Below are 19,443 nucleotides of genomic sequence, written 5' to 3' on the forward strand. Positions count from 1 at the left end.
AGGCCGGGTCGGCCACCACCGCCAGCCTCGCTCGGGTGCGCCTGGCGGCGGCGGCAAGCCCCGCGACATCGGCGTTGGCGGTCAGCGCGACGACCCGGAACGCGTCCGGCGAACGTTCGACCAAGTCGAGCGTCGACGTCCCGATCGAGCCCGTCGCCCCGAGGATCGTGACCGTCTTCATGCCGTCGCCTTCATCGATGCCAGCTCGCGGTGAAATGAAGAAGGGTGGGCAGCACCGCGAGCAGCGCCGCCGCCGGCGCGACCGGAACCAGCCCGTCGAGCCGGTCCATGACGCCGCCGTGACCGGGCAGGAGGTGGCCCGAGTCCTTGACGCCCGCGCGCCGCTTCAACCAGCTTTCATACAGATCGCCCGCCTGCGCCAGCACCGCGAGCGCCGGCGTCGCCACCGTCAGCCGCAGCGGAAGCCCATAGGCCCGGTGCATGAACGCGCCGAACAGGCTCGCCAGGACGACCCCGCCGGCAAGCCCCGCCCATGTCTTGCCCGGGCTGATCGCCGGCGCGAGCCTGCGTCCGCCCAACGCGCGCCCGGTCGCATAGGCACCGATGTCGGTCATCCACACCAGCGCCATCGCCCAGATCGCCCAGACGAGCCCCCAGTCTCCCCCGATCGCGCCGGGCGCATGCTGTCGTCGGATCAGCGTCAGCGCCAGCACGGGCAGCCCGCAATACAGGACGCCCAGCGCCAGCTCGCGTCGGCGGGTGACGATCACCGTGAAGAACGCCGCGCCCGCCAGCAGCCCCAGCACGAAGAAGTTGCGCGTCTCCAGGATCAGCGATGCCGGCGCCATGATCGCCAGCGGCACCGACAGCGCGAACTGCGCCTGACGCTTCTGGCGCGGGGTCGCGGCATGAAGCTCCGCCCACTCCGCCATCATCAGCAGCGCGGCGATCACCGCCAGCAGCCAGAACGGCACGCCGCCTGCGATCAGCGCGACGATCGCCACCGCCGCCAGCGCGGCGCCGGTGACGATCCGCCTCCCAAGGTCGGACTGCGATCCGGACCGTGACCGCGACGTCACAGGCCGCCGTACCGGCGCTGACGCTGCCCGAACGCCGCCACCGCCGCGGCAAGGTCGTCCGCGCCGAAATCGGGCCACAGCGTATCGACGAACAGCAACTCGGCGTAGGCCGCCTGCCACAGCAGGAAATTGGACAGGCGCTGCTCGCCCGAGGTGCGGATCATCAGGTCGAGCGGCGGCAGCTCGCGCGTCTCCAGCTCGGCCTCGATCGCCTCTTCGTCGATGCCGACCAGCGGCATGCCGCCGTCGCGCACCCGCTCCGCCAGCCGGCGCGCCGCGGCGGCCAGTTCCGCCTGCGCGCCATAATTGAGCGCGATCGCCAGGATCGGTCCCGTGTTGGCGGCGGTACGCGCCAGCGCGTCGTCGAGCAGCGCCACCAGATCGGGCGCGAACCGGCTGTAGTCGCCGATGATCCGCAGCCTGACGTTGTCGCGAACCATCTCGGCAAGATCGCTGCGGATGAAAAGGCGCAACAGCCCCATCAGCGCGCCGATCTCGTCCTCCGGACGTCGCCAGTTCTCGCTGCTGAACGCATACAGCGTCAGCGCCTCGATCCCCAGCGCCCTCGCCGCGCGCGTCACCCGCCGTACCGCCTCTACCCCGGCGTGATGTCCGGCCGCGCGTGGCAGGTGCCGCGCGCGCGCCCAGCGGCCGTTGCCATCCATGATGATCGCGACATGGCGCAGAAGGGTGATCGTTTCCCTTGTCGCCTCCAGGGGGGCGGTACTCATCCCGCCCTCCCCGCGGGGGAGGGGGCAGAGGTGATCGCGACGCCGCCATGCTTCGCCCCGACGCGACCCGAGGAGCGCCCTGCGGGTCGTGCACCCGCTCCCAGGCCCTCCCGTGCAGGGGAGGGAGCAGAAAAGGGCGGCGATCCTTGGCTCACTTGCCCAGGATTTCCTTTTCCTTCGCTCCCGCCGCGGCGTCGAGGTCGGCGATCGTCGTGTCGGTCAGCTTCTGTACCTCGGTCTCGTTGCGCTTGCGCTCGTCCTCGCCGAAGACGCCCTTCTTCTCGTCGGTCTTCAGGCTGTCCATCCCGTCGCGGCGCACGTTCCGCACCGCGATCCGCGCCTTTTCGGCATATTGGTTGGCGAGCTTGGCGAGTTCCTTGCGCCGGTCCTCGGTCAGGTCCGGGATCGGCAGGCGCAGCGTCTGGCCGTCGTTGATGGGGTTGAGACCGAGGCCGGCGGAGCGGATCGCCTTTTCCACCGGGCCGACATTCGTCTTGTCCCACACCTGCACCGACAGCATCCGCGGCTCGGGCGCCGAGACGGTCGCGACCTGGTTGAGCGGCATGGACGAGCCGTACACCACCACGTTGACCGGATCGAGCAACGTCACCGACGCGCGCCCGGTGCGGAGCCCGCCCAGATCGTGCTTCAGCGACTCGACCGCGCCGGTCATCCTGCGTTCGAGATCGCTCTTGTCATAGGCCGGCATCGGTCGTGTCCTTCATGAGTGTCTGCACGATCGTCGAGACGCCCTCGCCGCGCAGCACCGCGGCGAGGTTGCCATGGTCGCGGATGTTGAAGACGACGATCGGGATGTCGTTGTCGCGGCACAGCGCGATGGCGCTCGCGTCCATGACCTTGAGGTCGTCCGACAGCACCCGGGAATAGCTGACGGTTTCGTAGCGGCGCGCGCCCGACACCTTCTTGGGGTCCGCGTCGTACACGCCGTCGACGCTGGTGCCCTTGAACAGCGCGTCGCACTTCATCTCCGCCGCGCGCAGCGCCGCGCCGCTGTCGGTGGTGAAGAAGGGACTGCCGACGCCGGCGGCGAAGATCACGACGCGGCCCTTTTCCAGATGCCGCTCCGCGCGGCGGCGGATGAACGGTTCGCACACCGACGCCATCGGGATCGCCGACTGGACCCGCGTCTCGACGCCGATCTGCTCCAGCGCGTTCTGCACCGCCAGCGCGTTCATCACGGTCGCCAGCATCCCCATATAGTCGGCGGTCGCGCGCTCGATCCCCTTGGCGGCGGCGGAGAGCCCGCGGAAGATATTGCCGCCACCGACGACGACGCACAGTTCATGGCCCGCCTCGCGCGCGTCCTTGATCTCGCCAGCCACCCGCGCCGTGACCGCCGGATCGATGGCGAGGCCGCCGCCGGCGGCATCGTCGCCCATCAGGACCTCGCCCGAAAGTTTCAGGAGGATGCGGGTGAAGCGGCGGCCGGGCATGACGATGCGGGTAGCCCCGCCGCGCGCGGGGGGCAATGGCCTCGCACACGGGCGGGCATGCGGGCGGGCGGGCGCGAATGGTGGCGGGAGGGCGCACCACCCTCCCCCCTGCTGCTTCAGATCGTGGGTTCGTGCTGGGCGTCGGTCTTCTGCGGTACGCCCGACGCGGCGGCGACCTCGGCGGCGAAATCGCTCTGCTCCTTCTCGATCCCTTCGCCGAGCTGGAAGCGGACATAGCTTGTCAGCACGATCTTCCGGCCGGCATCCCTGGCGGCCTTGGCGACCACGTCCTGCACCGGCGTCTTGCCGTCATGGACGATGGCCTGCGTCAGCAATGCGTTCTCGCGGCGGAACTTGTCGACCGGACCCTTGATGATCTTCTCGGCGATGTCGGCCGGCTTGCCGGCGATCTTGTCGGCGTTCTTCTCGCGCGCGATCGCGGCCTCGCGCTCGACGATCTCCGGATCGATGTCGTCGACGGTCAGCGCCAGCGGGAACGCGGCCGCGACATGCTGCGCGATCTGCTTGCCCAGCGGTTCCAGAACGTCCGGCCCGGCGTCGGATTCGAGCGCGACCAGCACGCCGATCTTGCCCAGGCCCGGCGCCTGCTGGTTGTGCATATAGGCGATCACCGCGCCCTGCGAGACCTCCAGCCGGCGCGTGCGGCGCAGCGACTGGTTCTCGCCGATCGTGGCGATGTTGTTGGTCAGCACCTCGGCGACGGTGGTGCCCGACGGCATCGCCTCCGCCTTCAGCGCCTCGACGTCGCCGCCGGTGGCGAGCGCGATATGGGTCACCTCGCGCACGAAGTCCTGGAACTGCTCGTTCTTGGCGACGAAGTCGGTTTCCGAGTTGACCTCGACCGCCGCGCCCGTCGTGCCCGACACGGCGATGCCGACCAGTCCTTCCGCGGCGGTGCGGCTCGACTTCTTGGCGGCGGCGGCCAGGCCCTTGGTGCGCAGCCAGTCCATCGCCGCGTCCATGTCGCCGCCGGTCTCGCCCAGCGCCTTCTTGCAGTCCATCATGCCCGCGCCGCTCTTCTCGCGCAGGTCCTTGACCATCGACGCCGTGATGTCGGCCATGTCCGCTGTCCTTATTGTGGGCGCAAATGCCCCGATGCTGAAAACCGTCCGCCCTGACCCTGTTGGAACACCGCCTGTCCGCAAGGAGAGGGGCGATGCTCCGACAGGCTCGGCACGAACGGAATGCGATTGGCTTTCCAGGCCGGAGAAGCTCAGGCCGCCGGCTGCGGCTCCGCCTCGGCGCCCGTCAGCGCGGCGGCGAGCACGTCGCCCTCCAGGTTGACGTCGGCATCGATCGGGGCCTCGACACCCAGCGCCGCCTCCTCGGGCGGCTGCTCCATCGCACCGAAATCGACGCCGCGGCGCTGCTGCCCCTGCTGACCGCCGCGGGTCGCGGCGATCGCGATCGCCTCGCAATACAGGCGGATGGCACGGCTGGCATCGTCGTTGGCGGGCACCGGGAACGCGATGCCGTCGGGCGAGACGTTCGAGTCGAGGATCGCCACCACGGGGATGCCCAGCGTGTTGGCCTCCTTGATCGCGAGCTCTTCCTTGTTGGCGTCGATCACGAACATCACGTCGGGAACGCCGCCCATGTCGCGAATGCCGCCAAGCGACATCTCGAGCTTGTCACGCTCGCGGGTGAGCTGCAGCACTTCCTTCTTGGTGAGGCCGCGCGTGTCGCCCGACAGCTGCTCCTCCAGCGCCTTCATGCGCTTGATCGAGTTGCTGATCGTCTTCCAGTTGGTGAGCATGCCGCCCAGCCACCGGTGGTTGACGAAATGCTGGCCCGCGCGCCGCGCGGAGTCCGCGATCGGCTCCTGCGCCTGGCGCTTGGTGCCCACGAACAGGACCTTGCCGCCACCCGCGACCGCGGACGACACGAACTCCAGCGCGCGCGCGAACAGCGGCACGGTCTGCGAAAGGTCGAGGATGTGGACGCCGTTGCGGTCGCCGAAGATATAAGGCTTCATCTTCGGGTTCCACCGATGCGTCTGGTGGCCGAAGTGCGCGCCGGTCTCGATGAGCTGCTGCATGCTGACGACGGGTGCCGCCATAGGATTGATCCTTCCGGTTGAGCCTCTGGGAAGCGGATGACCCCGGATCGGATCCGGGGCACCGGGCTATGATGCTTCCCATGCGGGTTTGAGAGCGGACCGCCTAGCCGCCGACGGCCGGAAAGACAAGAGTTGACGAAAAGAACGGGATAGGAACATAAGGAGGACGGGCGGAGTTTCGATTCGGGGCTCTCACCCGCAAACGTTAACATTCAGCAATATCGGCGCAACGATAACAGTCCTTTGGGAACATTTGTCGACGATTGTCGATTTCTGGATCGAGTATCGAGGTCACGGCCTCGGGAGGCAGCGATGATGATGCAGGTTCTGGGCACGACGGTGTTTTCTGGCGCGGCACTCGCCGCAGGGGCGACGCTCTGGTCTTCCGTATCGCCTCAGTGGCAACGGATCGTCCGGCTCGCGGTGGGCATCCCCGAGACATCGCCCCTGCCGGTCACGCAGTTGGCGCAGGCGGAACGTGGGATCGTGGTACGCCACTGGTCGGCGTCGCCCCGCCAGCCTGGTGCATGGCGCGAAGCCGCCTGATCCTCGCAAAGCCCATCGCGCTGAACGGCATGGTCAGCACGTAGATGAACGATACGATGCTCAGGGTCTGCCAGGGCGCCGATACCAGCGCGGCCCCCAGCACGACGACCGTGGCGAGCGCCTCGAACCGGACGGTGCGGCGAAGGCGCATCGACGACCAGGAATAGGTCGGCAGGCTGGACACAAGCAGCAGCGCGACGATCGCCACCCATGGCGCGACCAGATAGGGGGACCGGAGGAACGGTTCGCCCGTCGCCATCCACAGGAACATCGGCAGCATCGCCAGCCCCGCCCCGGTGGGGGCGGGCACCCCGGTCAGGAAGCCTGCGGACTTGTGGGGCTGTTCCTCGACGTCGATGTTCGCGTTAAAGCGCGCGAGCCTCAACGCGCAGAACACCGCCAGCATCAGCGCGCACATCCATCCCAGCCGAGGCATCGCCACCAGCGACCACAGGTACAGGATCAGCGCCGGCGCGACCCCGAACGAGATCGCATCCGAGAGCGAATCGAGCTCAGCCCCGAACCGGCTCTCGCCATGGAGCAGCCGCGCGATGCGGCCGTCGATCCCGTCGAGCACGCCGGCGACCAGCACCATCGTCACCGCGAGTTCCCATTGGCCCGCGATCCCGAAGCGCACGCCGCTCAGCCCCGAGCACAAGGCGAGCGCGGTGACCGCGTTCGGCGCGATCGACCGCAGCGGCAGGCCCGGACGCGGCGGTCGCTGTCCGCGGCGCGGCATCGGCATCCTCATCGCCGGGCGGCCAGCGTCACGGCCATGCCGGGGGCGCCCGTCACTGCGCCACACCCGTCGCCGCCGCCCCACCGACGCGCCCGATGATCGTCTCGCCCGCCAGCGTGCGCTGCCCAAGCACGACCTGGGGCGCCACGTCGTCGGGCAGGTATACGTCGAGCCGGCTGCCGAAGCGGATCAGCCCGATCCGCTGCCCGGCCGCGACCATGTCGCCCGCCTTGACGAAGCCGACGATGCGGCGCGCCACCAGGCCGGCGATCTGGGTGAAGCCGATCCGGCGCGTCCGGCCATCGGCGTCGGGGTGCCCCTCGACGACGAAGTGCTGTCGTTCGTTCTCCTCGCTCGCCTTGTCGAGATCGGCGTTCAGGAACTTGCCCGAGACGTAGACGACCTGCGTGACCGTCCCTGCGATGGGCGTGCGGTTGATGTGGACGTCGAACACCGACATGAAGATCGATACCCGCACCAGCGACGCGGCGCCCACTCCGTTGGGACCGTCCAGCTCGCGCGGGATCGGGACGCGCTGGATCATCGTCACCAGCCCGTCGGCGGGCGCGATCACCAGCCCTTCGTGCCCGCTCGGATCCCGGGGCGTCACGCGCACCGGATCGCGGAAGAACGCCGCTACCCAGATGGCGAGCCCGACCAGCGGCCAGAACAGCACCGTCCACACCAGCAGCGACAGCAGCGCGACCGCCGCCGCGATCGCGACGAAAACGCGTCCCTTGGGATGGACGGAGGGAAAACGCCATTTGACTGTAGTGGTTACAACGGGTGGCTTTTCGAGCGATGGCATGGCCCGGCATCTAGCGGCGGGGAACGGCGGAGACAATCGGCGGCGCGGCACTGCGCCACCTTCCGCGACGCCGCCGCCCGGCATGGGGACGCCATGTCGTCGGCCCGCCTCCCGACGAGCGTCCGCCACCTTGGGGAGGACAGCCTTGCCGGGGGAAGTCCGACGCCGCAGCCTGCTCGCCCTCACCTGCCTTGATCCCCGCCGCCGCGCCCCCTAGACGCCGGCCGTTTCCCCCCTCAGCAGGAAGTCCGCATGGCAAAGATCAAGGTGAAGACGCCCGTCGTCGAGATCGACGGCGACGAGATGACGCGGATCATCTGGGAGTGGATCCGCGAGCGTCTCATCAAGCCCTATCTCGACATCGACCTGGAATATTACGACCTGGGCGTCGAGAAGCGCGACGAGACGAACGACCAGATCACGATCGACGCCGCCCACGCGACCCAGAAGCACGGCGTCGCCGTGAAGTGCGCGACGATCACGCCCGACGAGGCGCGCGTGACGGAGTTCGGCCTGAAGCAGATGTGGAAGTCGCCCAACGGCACGATCCGCAACATCCTGGGCGGCACGATCTTTCGCGAGCCGATCGTCATCAGCAACGTGCCCCGGCTTATCCCGGGCTGGACGCACCCGATCGTCGTCGGCCGCCACGCGTTCGGCGACCAGTATCGCGCGACCGATTATCTGGTTCCCGGCCCCGGCAAGCTGCGGCTGGTGTTCGAGGGTGACGACGGCACGGTGATCGATCGCGAGGTCTACCAGTTCAAGGCGGCGGGCGTCGCGCTGGCGATGTACAACCTCGACGACTCGATCCGCGATTTCGCGCGTGCGTCGATGCACTACGGCCTGAACCTCAAGTGGCCTGTGTACCTGTCGACCAAGAACACGATCCTGAAGGCCTATGACGGGCGGTTCAAGGACCTGTTCGCCGAGGTGTTCGAGGCCGAGTTCAAGGAGAAGTTCAAGGAGGCGGGCATCGTCTACGAGCATCGCCTGATCGACGACATGGTCGCATCCGCGCTGAAGTGGAACGGCGAGTTCGTGTGGGCGTGCAAGAACTACGACGGCGACGTGCAGTCCGATCAGGTCGCGCAGGGGTTCGGTTCGCTGGGTCTGATGACGTCCGTGCTGCTCACCCCCGACGGCAGGACCGTCGAGGCGGAGGCCGCGCACGGTACTGTCACCCGGCACTTCCGCCAGCACGAGCAGGGCAAGGCGACGTCGACCAATCCGATCGCGTCGATCTTCGCCTGGACGGGTGGACTGAAGTACCGCGGCAGGTTCGACGACACGCCCGACGTCGTCCGCTTCGCCGAGACGCTGGAGCGGGTTTGCGTCGAGACGGTCGAGAAGGGCGACATGACCAAGGACCTGGCGATCCTGATCGGGCCGGACCAGCGGTGGATGACGACCGAGCAGTTCTTCGAGGCAGTGCGGACGAACCTCGAGACCGAGATGGCGAACTGGGCCTGAGGCGGGACGAGCGGAGCGGCGGGACGGGAACGAGCCGTTGGCAACGACGTTGATCGATATCATCAATCCATGAAGGTGATGTCATGATGATCCTTGTTCCCCTCGCCGCCGCTCTGGCCGCCACCGCGCTCCAGGCCCAGACAGCGCCTGCCCAGTCGGCACCTACCCAGTCGGCGCCCGCCGATACGACCTCCGCCCAGGGAACGGCCGGGCAGGCGAGCTCCGCTCCGGCCGCCTCCGACCAGGCGAAGGTGGCCGTGGGGGCTGCGGTGTCCGACCAGTCGGGCGCGCCGGTCGGCACGATCGAGACCATCGCCGATGGCAACGCCGTCATCTCCACCGGCACGAACAAGGTGGCCGTGCCGCTCACCGCCATCGGGCCGGGCGCCAACGGGCTCGTCACCACCGTTACCCGGGCGCAGCTCGACGCCACCGCGGCGGCGGGTCCGGCGCAGGTGAAGGCGATGCTGGTCCCCGGTGCGAGCGTGAAGGGCAAGGAAGGGACGGAAATCGGCACGGTCAAGGCCGCCGACGACAAGCTGGTCACGATCACGACCGGCAAGGGCGACGTTCGCGTGCCCGCCGAATCCTTCGCGGTCCAGTCGGGCGGGCTGGTCGTCGGAATGACCGCGGATCAGTTCGCCGCAGCCGTCGCCAAGTCCCCCGCGCCGGCGAAGAAGCGCCGCGGCTGATCCGGGCCGGCGACCGCTGCAGGGCGGTCGCCGGCTCAGACGTTCGCCGGCTCCGCCCACACGTCAGGTGTCTGCCGGCTCCGCCGACGGGTCACACGTTCGCCGGCTCCGCCGACAGGGCTGCGCGGATCGCGGCCAGCGCATCCGTGGCCTTGTCGCCGTCGGGGCCACCGCCCTGCGCCAAGTCGGGGCGACCGCCGCCGCCCTGCCCGCCCAGGGCCGCCACCGCGCGGCGCAACAGGTCGACCGCGTTCCATCGCCCGACCAGATCGGGCGTGACGCCGACCACAACCGACGCGCGGCCGTCGTTCACCGCGACGATCCCGACGACGCCGCTGCCGATCCGCTGCCGAGCCTCGTCGACCGCGCCCCGGAGCCCCTTGGCGTCGAAGCCGTCGAGCGTCTGGGCGACGAAAGCGATGTTACCGATCGTTTCGGGTCCCGCCGGGGCACCGGCCCCTCCCCCAGTCGCCAGCGCCCGCTTCGCGTCGGCCAGATCGCGCTCAAGCCGCTTGCGCTCGTCGAGCAGCGCCGCGATCCGTGCCGGCACCTCGTCCGGCGTCGAGCGCAGCGCCGCCGCCGCCTCGCGCAGCACCGCGTCGCGATGCGACAGCCAGGCCCGGGCCGCCTCGCCGGTCAACGCCTCGAGGCGGCGGACGCCTGACGCGACCGCGCCCTCGCCTATGACGGTGAACAGCCCGATCTCGCCCAATGCGCCGACGTGCGTGCCCCCGCACAGTTCCAGCGAGTAGGTGCCGCCCCCGTTCTCCGGCGCGTCCTCGCCCATCGAGACGACGCGGACCTCGTCGCCGTACTTCTCCCCGAACAGCGCCATCGCGCCTTCCGCGATCGCCTCGTCGGGCGTCATCAGCCGGGTGACGACCGGGCCGTTGCCGCGCACCTGCCCGTTCACACGCATCTCGATCTCGGCGATGTCCGCCGGGCGGAGCGCGACGGGCTGCGAGAAGTCGAAGCGCAGCCGATCGGACGCGACGAGGCTGCCCTTCTGCGCGACATGGCTTCCCAGCCGCTGACGCAGCGCCTCGTGCAGCAGGTGGGTGGCGGAATGATTGGCGCGGATCGCGGCGCGGCGCCCGGTATCGATCGCCAGCGTCACCGTGTCGCCGACCCGGATCGTGCCCGACTGGACCTGAGCGTGGTGGACCCAGATGCGGCCGATCTGCTTGCTGGTGTCGGAGACGCGCGCCTGCAGGCCGGAGTCGCCCGAGATGGTACCGGCATCCCCCGTCTGGCCGCCGCTCTCGGCATAGAAGGGTGTCTGGTTGACGATCACCGATACCGTCTCGCCGGCCGTCGCATGCTCGACCCGCGCGCCGTCGCGAACCAGCGCCGCGACCTCGGCCGTGCCGGTGTCGTTGGCATAGCCGGTGAACTCGGTCGAACCGTTCGCCTCGGCGATGTCGAACCACAGGTCGGCGGACGCGCTCGCGCCCGATCCCTTCCAAGCCGCCCGCGCCGCCCGCTTCTGCTCGGCCATCGCGGCGTCGAACCCTGCGCGGTCCACCGCCAGCCCCTGCGCGCGCAGGGCGTCCTCGGTCAGGTCGTACGGAAAGCCGAAGGTATCATAGAGCCGGAACGCCGTCTCGCCGGCCATCGTGCCGCCGGTCGCCAGCCCCGCCGTCGCCTCGTCCAGCAGCTTCAGCCCGCGGTCGAGCGTCCGGCGGAAGCGCGTCTCCTCCTGATGCAGGGTCGCCTCGATCAGCGGCTGCGCGCGGACCAGTTCGGGATAGGCGCCTCCCATCTCCGCGACCAGCGACGGCACCAGCCGCGCCATCAGCGGCTCGGCAGCGCCCAGCAGGTGCGCGTGCCGCATCGCGCGGCGCATGATCCGGCGCAGGACATAGCCGCGCCCCTCGTTGGCCGGCAGCACGCCGTCCGCGACCAGGAAGCCCGCGGACCGGAGGTGATCGGCGATCACGCGATGGCTCGCCTGCCGCTCGCCCTCCGCCTTCGTTTGGGTCAGCTCCTGGGATGCCGCGATCAGCGCGCGGAACGTGTCTGTGTCGTAGTTGTCGTGGACGCCCTGCAGCACCGCGGCGACGCGCTCCAGTCCCATGCCCGTGTCGATCGACTTGCGCGGCAGTTCGCCGGTGATCTCGTTCGCCTCCTGCTCGTATTGCATGAACACGAGGTTCCAGATCTCGACGAACCGATCGCCGTCCTCGTCGGGAGAGCCGGGCGGCCCACCGGCGATATGCTCGCCGTGATCGTAGAAGATTTCCGAGCACGGCCCGCACGGTCCGCTGTCGCCCATCGCCCAGAAATTGTCCTTGGTGGGAATGCGGATGATCCGGTGCCCGGGCAGCAGCTTCGTCCAGAGCGCATGCGCCTCGTCGTCGCTATGGTAGACGGTGGCGGTCAGCCGCTCGGCCGGAATGCCCCACTGCTTCGTCAGCAGATCCCAGGCGAGCACGATCGCGCGTTCCTTGAAGTAATCGCCGAACGAGAAATTGCCGAGCATCTCGAAGAAGGTGTGATGGCGCGCGGTGTAGCCGACATTGTCGAGGTCGTTGTGCTTGCCGCCCGCGCGCACGCATTTCTGCGACGAGGTCGCGGTGACGTAGGGACGCGACTCCAGCCCGGTGAACACGTTCTTGAACGGCACCATACCCGCGTTGACGAACATCAGCGTCGGGTCGTTCTGCGGCACCAGCGGCGCGGACGGCACGATCTGGTGGCCTTGCGCGGCGAAATAGTCGAGGAAGCCGCGGCGGATGTCGTTGGTCGAGATCATGGTACCGGGCCTAGTGGAACCGCCCGCGCCGCTCAAGCGCCGCTCCCCTCCCGAAGCGCGGGCGCCACGACGGCCAGCGCGCCGGCCAGGCTCTCGAAGCGGAGCGGCATGGCGAGACGCATGACCTCCCCGTCCAGCGCGACGTCGATCCGGCGCGAGCGGCCCTCGACGACGAAGGCGGGCAGGTCGCCGAGCGCAGCGAAGTCCCGGTCCGGATCGGCGCGCCCCATCAGCGCCCGCAACGCGAACCCGACCAGGGCAAGGCGGCGGCGTGAGGCCACCGCGTAGAGCGACAGCTTGCCGTCGTCCAACGACTCACGCCCCGCCGACACGCCTGCGTCCAACCGGTAATGGCCGTTGCCGACGAACAGCATCGGCGTGACGACGGGCGTCCGGCCCTCGCCGGGGCGCCGGATACGCAGCCGATGATGCCGCATCCGGCCGAGCGCGCGGGCGGCGGCGGGCAGCGTGGCGAGCCACCTGGGCGCGGACAGCGCCTCGCGCTCGCGGACCAGTTGCGGGTACAGGCCGATCACCGCGTTGTTGACGAAGGCGGTGCCGTTGACGCGGCCAAGGTCTATCCGGCGGGTGATGCCGCCCGCGATCACCCGCGCCGCGCCCGGCAGATCGGCGGGAATGTCCAGCTGCTCGGCGAGATGGTTGCGCGTACCCAGCGGCAGGATGCCGAGCGCGCTCCCGCCGACCGCCAGCGCCCCGGACGCGCCGCCCAGCGTCCCGTCGCCGCCGCCCACCACCACCACCGGTGCGCCCGCCAGCGCAGCCGCGCGGATCGGGATCGCAGCGCCGTCGAGCAGTTCCAGCGCGATCGGTACTCCGGCGACCGCGAACGCCGCCTCGACGTCGTCGCGCAACCGACCGCTGAGCCGTCGCGCCGCGCCGCCCGAGACGTTGACGAGGACAGGCATCAGAAGAGACTCAGGCATGGCCCGCGACGGCCCGAAGGTTCCGGACTAACGACGCAGTGGCCATCGTTTCCCGCCACCGACACGGCCGGCTGGAAGGAGCGAGATGGAACGGGTTCATATCAAGGCCCCTGACACGCTCCACTCGACATTGCATCAGCACCTCGCGGAACTCGTCGGTGCGCAGGTGGATGGTCATGTACCAGCGGTCGCGACCGGCACCTGGCGGGCACCTCGTCATAGGACACGCCGTACATGCCGTGGGCGAGCGCGACCGCCGACCCGGAGTTCGGGACGGAACGATCAGTCCCATCCTCCAGCCGCTGCTCGATCCTGGGTACCGTGGTGATCGCGCAGACGCAGACGCGCGCGGGGGGTCCGGCGCACCGGCCCGCAGGCCCGCTCGGCCACGCCATGACGGCAGAACGCTTGACCCGGAGACGCCAATCCCCTTCGCTGCCGCTCTTTCCAGACCAGGATCGTTCCCAATGCGCAGTCGCCTCACCTTCTGGATCGTCGTCGCGCTGGTCGCCGGGCTCGTCGTCGGCTGGGGGCTGCATCTGGCGATCGACGACGGCAGCAAGGCGTCGGCGGAGCGGCTGGCGGGCATCGCGGGCTATCTGTCGATCCTGACGCAGCTGTTCCTGCGGCTCATCAAGATGATCATCGCGCCGCTCGTCTTCTCGACATTGGTGGTCGGCATCGCGCACATGGGCGACACGTCCGCGCTGGGTCGCGTGGGGCTGCGCGCGCTGACCTGGTTCATCGGCGCCAGCCTCGTCTCGCTGCTGCTCGGGCTGGTGCTGGTCAACCTCATCCAGCCGGGGATCGGCCTTGCGTTGCCGCTGCCGCCCGTCACCGCCACGGCGGGGGTCAACCGCGCCGCGTTCGACGCCGCCAAGTTCGTCGCGCACATCGTCCCGCAATCGATGATCGCCGCCATGGCGGAAAACGAGATACTGGAGATCGTCGTCTTCTCCGTCTTCGTCGGCGTCGCGATCACCGCGGTGGGCGAAAGCGCCCAGCCGCTGGTGCGCGGTGCCGAGGCGCTCGTCGCGGTGATGCTGCAGATCACCGACTATGTCATGCGCGTCGCGCCCGTCGCGGTTTTCGCGGCCGTCGCCGCGACGCTGGCGGAGCGCGGCCCAGGCGTGCTGCGCGATCTCGCCTGGTTCATGGGCGGCTTCTATCTCGGGCTGGCGCTATTGTGGATGGTGCTGATCGCGGCCGGTTTCGCCGTCGTCGGCCCGCGCATCCTGCAACTCGTGCGCTACATCCGAGAGCCGCTGATCCTCGCCTTCACCACCGCCTCGTCGGAGGCGGCGCTGCCGCGCACGCTGGAGGCGCTGGACCGGTTCGGCGTGCCGCCGCGGATCGCCAGCTTCGTGCTGCCGCTGGGCTATTCGTTCAACCTCGACGGGTCGATGATGTACATGACGTTCGCGTCGCTGTTCATCGCACAGGCCTATGGCATCCACCTGCCGCTGGGCGAGCAGGTCGCGATGCTGCTGGTGCTGATGGTGACGTCCAAGGGGATCGCGGGGGTGCCGCGCGCCAGCCTTGTCGTGATCGCGGCCACCCTGTCGCAGTTCAACATTCCGGAGGCCGGGCTGCTGCTGATCCTGGCGGTGGATCATTTCCTCGACATGGGCCGGTCCGCCACCAACGTCATCGGCAACGCGGTCGCGGCCAGCGTCGTCGCGCGCTGGGAAGGGCAGCTCGACCGGCCGGAGCCGATGGAGATCATCGCGGCACGCTCGCCGTCCGGACACGCGGCGGCGGCGGAGACCAGCTTCGCGCAGATGTCGGCCCCGCCGGAACCGCGCCCTCAAGCGAAGCGATAGGGGCCACCCCGCTCAAGCGCCCGCCGATAGGCAGGACGGGCGTGGATCCTGTCCAGCCAGGCGACCGTGTGCGGACGCGATCCGTCCAGCCCGCCGCGACTTCGCGCCGCCTCCAGCGGAAAGCTCATCATGATGTCCGCGCCCGTCATCGCGTCGCCCGCGAACCACGGCCGCTCCGCAAGCTCGGCCTCGATGAAGTCGAGGTGGACGTCGACCATCGGCTGTATCCTGCGCGCGGCGATCCCGCCCATGATGGGGATGCGACCCAGCACCAGCAGGATCAGCAGCGGCGGCATCACCGATCCTTCCGCGTAATGGATGTAGAAGCGATAGCGCAGCATCGCCTCGCGATGCGTCGGAGCGCCGAGCCGGCCATCCGCCTTTTGCGCCAGATATTCGACGATCGCACCCGTCTCCGCGATCGTGCAGCTTCGCTCGCCGGCGCTGCCATCGACGATCACGGGAGACTTGCCGAGCGGATGGACGCGCTTCAACTCGGGCGGCGCGAGCATCGTGCCCTTGTTCCGCTCGTACCGCTTCACCTCATAGGGAAGATCGAGCTCCTCCAGCATCCACAACACGCGCTGGGATCGGGAGTTTTCGAGGTGGTGGACGGTGATCGTCATGCCGCTCTCCCCAACCATCCGCGCTCACACAGCCCGCGCCGACCACAGCCACGCCATCGCCGGGAAGTCGACGCCATCCGGACGGGCACGTCGCTCGACCGCCATCCGCAACCGGACAGTCGCGGCGTCTGCATCGCCTGGCGGCAATGCCCGCAGCAGCGACGCCACGGGTCCGATCCGCTTGAAGAAGTCGAGCGCGTCGACGACGGGATTGTTCCCCGCGCCCGCGCGGTACGCGAACTCGACCGCCTCGGGCGGCTCCGCCCGCCACCCCGCACGGTCGAGCACGCCGGCGACGAACCCGGGATCGGAGAAACCGAACGGCCCCGGCGCATAGCCGCCGGGTCGAGCGGGCGGGCCGCCCGCCACCGCCGCCATCGTCTCGCTCGCCCAGCCGTTGCGCGCGACGTCGCCGAAGCAGGAGAAGACCAGCCATGTCCTGAGCGACGCCGATGCCCGCAGCGCCCTTAGACCGGCGACGGGATCGGCGAAGAACAAGACGCCATGGTGCGAGACGATCAGGTCGACTGGCCTGACCTCCCCGACGACCTCCTCGACCAACCCCGACCGGAACGCAAGATTGGGCAGCCCGGAGGCCCGCCCGCGCGCCACCGCCACCAGCGCCGGTGACAGGTCGATCCCGATGACCGACAGGCCGGGCCGCGCTGCCGCTAGGGCAAGTGCGGTGCCGCCCGCTCCACTGCCGACATCGACCGCGATGCCCGCCCCGGGCGCCCGCGCAAGGATCGCGGCGTTCAGATGGGGGACGAGACCGGCGAAGCTGCGATCGGTCCGCCGCCACTCCGACGCCCAGACATCACCGACCGATCCGATCCAGCCGTCCCGATCCATCGCTGACTTCCTTCAGCCGATCACGCGCGGTCGAGTGAGACCGGCGCGCCGCCGAAGTCTACGAAGATCGCTGCACCGCGGACTGTTCGCCCCCCAACCCCGGTGAAAAGACCCTATATGTCGTCCTCGGCGTCCGGGCCGACCATCAGCGCGTCGCTCACCTTCTCCATGCGCTGGCGGATCGCCTTTTCCAGCCGGTCCGCCATGTCGGCGTTGTCGCGCAGGAACGTCTTGGCGTTCTCGCGGCCCTGGCCGATCCGCACGCTGTCGTAGCTGAACCACGAACCCGACTTCTCGACGAGACCAGCCTTCACGCCCAGGTCGAGGATCTCGCCGATCTTGGAGATGCCCTCGCCGTACATGATGTCGAACTCGACCTGCTTGAACGGCGGCGCGACCTTGTTCTTCACCACCTTGACGCGGGTTGCGTTGCCGACGATGTCTTCCTTGTCCTTGATCTGACCGGTGCGGCGGATGTCGAGGCGAACGCTGGCGTAGAACTTCAGCGCGTTGCCACCCGTCGTCGTCTCCGGATTGCCGTACATCACGCCGATCTTCATGCGCAGCTGATTGATGAAGATGACCATGCAACGCGACCGGCTGATCGATCCGGTCAGCTTGCGCAGCGACTGCGACATCAGGCGAGCCTGCAGGCCGACATGGCTGTCGCCCATCTCGCCCTCGATCTCCGCGCGCGGTACCAGTGCGGCGACCGAGTCGATCACCAGCACGTCGATCGCATTGGAGCGCACGAGCGTGTCGACGATCTCCAACGCCTGCTCGCCCGTGTCGGGCTGCGAGACGATCAGCTCGTCGATATTGACGCCCAGCTTCTTGGCGTAGATCGGGTCGAGCGCATGTTCGGCGTCCACGAAGGCGGCGGTGCCCCCGCCCTTCTGCGCCTCGGCGATGACGTGGAGCGCCAATGTCGTCTTGCCCGACGATTCGGGGCCATACACCTCGATCACCCGGCCGCGCGGCAGCCCGCCGACGCCGAGCGCGATGTCCAGCCCCAGCGAGCCTGTGGAGATGGTCTCGACCTCCATCGACTGTTTGGATCCCAGCTTCATCGCCGAGCCCTTGCCGAATGCACGGTCGATCTGCGCCAGCGCGGCGTCGAGCGCCTTCTGACGGTCCGTGCTTGCGGTCGCGTTCGCCATGCCCGTATCGATCACCTTCAGATTGGCAGCCATCAGCCGGTCCCCATGCTAGTGCAGGCGCGCGAGCCGTTCAACGCGTCTTGACACCATGTATTGGCTTTGTTCTACCAGAACAAGAGTAGAACATCGTCATTCGGATCGAAACGACGCCGTCCTGACCGGTGCGGATCATGCCAGCGACGTCTCCAGCATCCACCAGCCCGGCCGCTCGCGGGCCAGCGCGATCGCCGCCGCGTGGCGCATCGCGGCGCTGTCGAACAGCGCGAAGCAGGTCGCGCCCGATCCGGACATCCGCACGAAGGCGACGCCCGGTGCGTCTTGCAGCCATGCCAGCACCTCCGCGACCGCCGGCGCCAGCATGGTGGCGGACGCGGCCAGATCGTTGCGACCGGCGCGGGCGCGCTCCATCACACTTCCCCCGGCGATGATCGGGCCGCGGTCGACGCCGTCCCATCCGGCGAATACCGATGCGGTCGACACCGCGACGCGCGGGTTCACCAGCAGCGCCGGCACGCCGCCCAGCGGTTCCAGCACGGTCAGATCGTCGCCTCGCCCGGTGCCGAGCGCGGTCCGGCCGAGCAGGCAGGGAGGTACGTCGGCGCCCAGACTCGCGGCGCATCGCATCAGCAATTCGCTGTCGAGCGGTACCCCGTGAAGACGCGCGAGCGCGCGCAGCGTCGCTGCGGCGTCGGCCGATCCGCCGCCGATGCCCGACGCGATCGGCAGCCTCTTCTCCAGGATCACCGCCTGATGGCCATGCACCTGGAACGCCCCTCGGAACGCGGCGACTGCACGGCTCACGAGATTGTCGCTGCCGGCGTTCAGGTCGGCCGAGAACGGCCCCGTGATCGTCAGACTGGGTGCAGCCGCCCTCGAAAGCGTTATCTCGTCGCCGTCCTGCGCGAATGCGAACAGCGTCTCAAGCTCGTGATAGCCGTCGGCGCGGCGACGGCGGACGTGGAGCGCCAGGTTGAGCTTGGCTGGCGCCGACTCCACGATCGTTCCGTCGTCGAGCATCAGTCCATCTTCCCCGCATCGGGGCCACGATCGATCCGCACCCGCAGTCGCGCCACCGCCTCCGGCGGGGCCACCACCGCCGATGCCGCCCAGGCGTAGCGCGCCTCGTACCGGCGGCCGACGGTCCAATAGGCGTCGCCGAGGTGCTCCGCGATCACCGCGTTGGCCGGCTCGCCGACGGCGGCGCGTTCGAGCAGGGGCAGCGCGCGCGCGACGTCGCCCCGTTTGAACCACGCCCAGGCCAGCGAGTCCTCGATCGAGGGATCGTTCGGCTTCAGCCGCGCCGCCTTCTCCAGCAGCGCCTCCGAGGTCGCCGGGTCCTCGCCATGCTCGATCCGGGCATAGCCCAGATAGTTGAGCGCCAGCGGCTCGTCGGGTCCCAGCGCCACCGCTTTCTCCAGCGCCGCGCGCGCCGCCGGCCAGTGTCCGCCGTCATCGAGCGCCCCGGCATATTGCAGCCAGGCATCCCACTGGCCGGGGCTCGCCTGCACCACGCGCGCATATTGCGCCGCCGCCTCGTCCGGGCGGCGCATCTCCGCCAGCGCCGCGCCATAACGCTGGATGTCATAGGGACTGGCATCGCGTCGGCCGGCAAGCGCGGCGGCGGCGGCGAGGGTCGCGGCCGTGTCTCCCGCCCCCGCCAGCACGTCCACCCGCACCGTCCGCCCGACCCCGGCGAAGGGTCCGCGCGCTTCCGCAGGTC

The 19,443-nt window shown here is 69.3% G+C and carries 18 protein-coding genes and 1 pseudogene; 3 read left to right on the forward strand and 16 right to left on the reverse strand.

Annotation, left to right across the window (positions count from 1 at the left end; genetic code table 11):
- The 9 genes and pseudogenes from HUV01_RS02940 to HUV01_RS02980 form a co-directional block, all read right to left on the reverse strand.
- A pseudogene (locus tag HUV01_RS02940) lies at positions 1–181 on the reverse strand (1-deoxy-D-xylulose-5-phosphate reductoisomerase); the annotation flags it as partial.
- Positions 182–191: 10 nt separating this feature from the next.
- Complete coding sequence (locus HUV01_RS02945) at positions 192–1,040, reverse strand: phosphatidate cytidylyltransferase (protein ID WP_174296829.1); 849 nt, start codon at positions 1,038–1,040, stop codon at positions 192–194.
- Positions 1,037–1,771, reverse strand: a complete 735-nt coding sequence (locus HUV01_RS02950) for an isoprenyl transferase (protein ID WP_174296830.1) — start codon at positions 1,769–1,771, stop codon at positions 1,037–1,039. Before HUV01_RS02950 ends, HUV01_RS02945 begins: the two co-directional genes overlap by 4 nt.
- A 151-nt stretch (positions 1,772–1,922) precedes the next feature.
- The gene (gene frr, locus HUV01_RS02955; protein WP_174296831.1) at positions 1,923–2,480 is read right to left on the reverse strand and encodes a ribosome recycling factor; all 558 of its coding nucleotides are present in this window, start codon (positions 2,478–2,480) and stop codon (positions 1,923–1,925) included.
- Positions 2,467–3,225, reverse strand: coding sequence for a UMP kinase (pyrH, locus tag HUV01_RS02960; protein WP_174296832.1), 759 nt, complete (start codon positions 3,223–3,225; stop codon positions 2,467–2,469). The genes frr and pyrH overlap by 14 nt, the downstream gene beginning before the upstream one ends.
- Positions 3,226–3,341: 116 nt before the next feature.
- On the reverse strand, positions 3,342–4,307 hold the full coding sequence (tsf, locus tag HUV01_RS02965; protein ID WP_174296833.1) for a translation elongation factor Ts: 966 nt from the start codon (positions 4,305–4,307) through the stop codon (positions 3,342–3,344).
- Between the two features lie 152 nt (positions 4,308–4,459).
- Positions 4,460–5,305 carry a 30S ribosomal protein S2 gene (rpsB, locus tag HUV01_RS02970; RefSeq protein ID WP_174296834.1) on the reverse strand — a complete coding sequence of 282 codons (846 nt, stop codon included), beginning with the start codon at positions 5,303–5,305 and terminating at the stop codon, positions 4,460–4,462.
- Positions 5,306–5,759: 454 nt separating this feature from the next.
- A complete protein-coding gene (locus HUV01_RS02975; protein WP_438827140.1) occupies positions 5,760–6,596 on the reverse strand; it encodes a CDP-alcohol phosphatidyltransferase family protein in 837 nt (278 codons plus the stop codon).
- A gap of 46 nt (positions 6,597–6,642) precedes the next feature.
- Complete coding sequence (locus HUV01_RS02980; RefSeq protein WP_174296836.1) at positions 6,643–7,398, reverse strand: phosphatidylserine decarboxylase; 756 nt, start codon at positions 7,396–7,398, stop codon at positions 6,643–6,645.
- Positions 7,399–7,650: 252 nt separating this feature from the next.
- Here HUV01_RS02980 and HUV01_RS02985 point away from each other — a divergent pair, with 252 nt between their 5' ends.
- Both HUV01_RS02985 and HUV01_RS02990 read left to right on the forward strand, forming a co-directional pair.
- Positions 7,651–8,871: an NADP-dependent isocitrate dehydrogenase gene (locus HUV01_RS02985; protein WP_174296837.1), complete on the forward strand. Its 1,221-nt coding sequence runs from the start codon at positions 7,651–7,653 to the stop codon at positions 8,869–8,871.
- Positions 8,872–8,957: 86 nt separating this feature from the next.
- Positions 8,958–9,563 (forward strand): hypothetical protein, encoded by a 606-nt coding sequence (locus tag HUV01_RS02990; protein WP_174296838.1) that lies wholly within the window; start codon positions 8,958–8,960, stop codon positions 9,561–9,563.
- A 91-nt stretch (positions 9,564–9,654) separates the two neighbouring features.
- Here HUV01_RS02990 and alaS read toward each other — a convergent pair whose 3' ends face one another.
- Both alaS and HUV01_RS03000 read right to left on the reverse strand, forming a co-directional pair.
- On the reverse strand, positions 9,655–12,318 hold the full coding sequence (gene alaS, locus HUV01_RS02995; RefSeq protein WP_174296839.1) for an alanine--tRNA ligase: 2,664 nt from the start codon (positions 12,316–12,318) through the stop codon (positions 9,655–9,657).
- 32 nt (positions 12,319–12,350) lie between these two features.
- A complete protein-coding gene (locus tag HUV01_RS03000) occupies positions 12,351–13,244 on the reverse strand; it encodes a diacylglycerol/lipid kinase family protein (RefSeq protein WP_174296840.1) in 894 nt (297 codons plus the stop codon).
- Between the two features lie 485 nt (positions 13,245–13,729).
- On the opposite strand from HUV01_RS03000, the gene HUV01_RS03005 reads away from it, so the two are divergent.
- Positions 13,730–15,085 (forward strand): dicarboxylate/amino acid:cation symporter, encoded by a 1,356-nt coding sequence (locus tag HUV01_RS03005; protein WP_174296841.1) that lies wholly within the window; start codon positions 13,730–13,732, stop codon positions 15,083–15,085.
- Here HUV01_RS03005 and HUV01_RS03010 read toward each other — a convergent pair.
- The 5 genes from HUV01_RS03010 to HUV01_RS03030 form a co-directional block, all read right to left on the reverse strand.
- Positions 15,070–15,711 (reverse strand): glutathione S-transferase family protein, encoded by a 642-nt coding sequence (locus tag HUV01_RS03010; protein ID WP_174296842.1) that lies wholly within the window; start codon positions 15,709–15,711, stop codon positions 15,070–15,072. The genes HUV01_RS03005 and HUV01_RS03010 overlap by 16 nt on opposite strands.
- Before the next feature lie 24 nt (positions 15,712–15,735).
- Positions 15,736–16,563 carry a methyltransferase domain-containing protein gene (locus tag HUV01_RS03015; RefSeq protein ID WP_174296843.1) on the reverse strand — a complete coding sequence of 276 codons (828 nt, stop codon included), beginning with the start codon at positions 16,561–16,563 and terminating at the stop codon, positions 15,736–15,738.
- A gap of 113 nt (positions 16,564–16,676) precedes the next feature.
- Positions 16,677–17,756: a recombinase RecA gene (recA, locus tag HUV01_RS03020; protein ID WP_174296844.1), complete on the reverse strand. Its 1,080-nt coding sequence runs from the start codon at positions 17,754–17,756 to the stop codon at positions 16,677–16,679.
- Positions 17,757–17,891: 135 nt separating this feature from the next.
- On the reverse strand, positions 17,892–18,740 hold the full coding sequence (locus tag HUV01_RS03025) for a 4-(cytidine 5'-diphospho)-2-C-methyl-D-erythritol kinase (protein ID WP_174296845.1): 849 nt from the start codon (positions 18,738–18,740) through the stop codon (positions 17,892–17,894).
- Positions 18,740–19,443, reverse strand: a 704-nt coding sequence (locus tag HUV01_RS03030) for a tetratricopeptide repeat protein (protein ID WP_174296846.1), incomplete at its 5' end; no start/stop codon positions are given. The genes HUV01_RS03030 and HUV01_RS03025, both read right to left, overlap by 1 nt.

Source organism: Sphingomonas bacterium (genome assembly GCF_903643035.1).
GTDB lineage: Bacteria > Pseudomonadota > Alphaproteobacteria > Sphingomonadales > Sphingomonadaceae > Sphingomonas.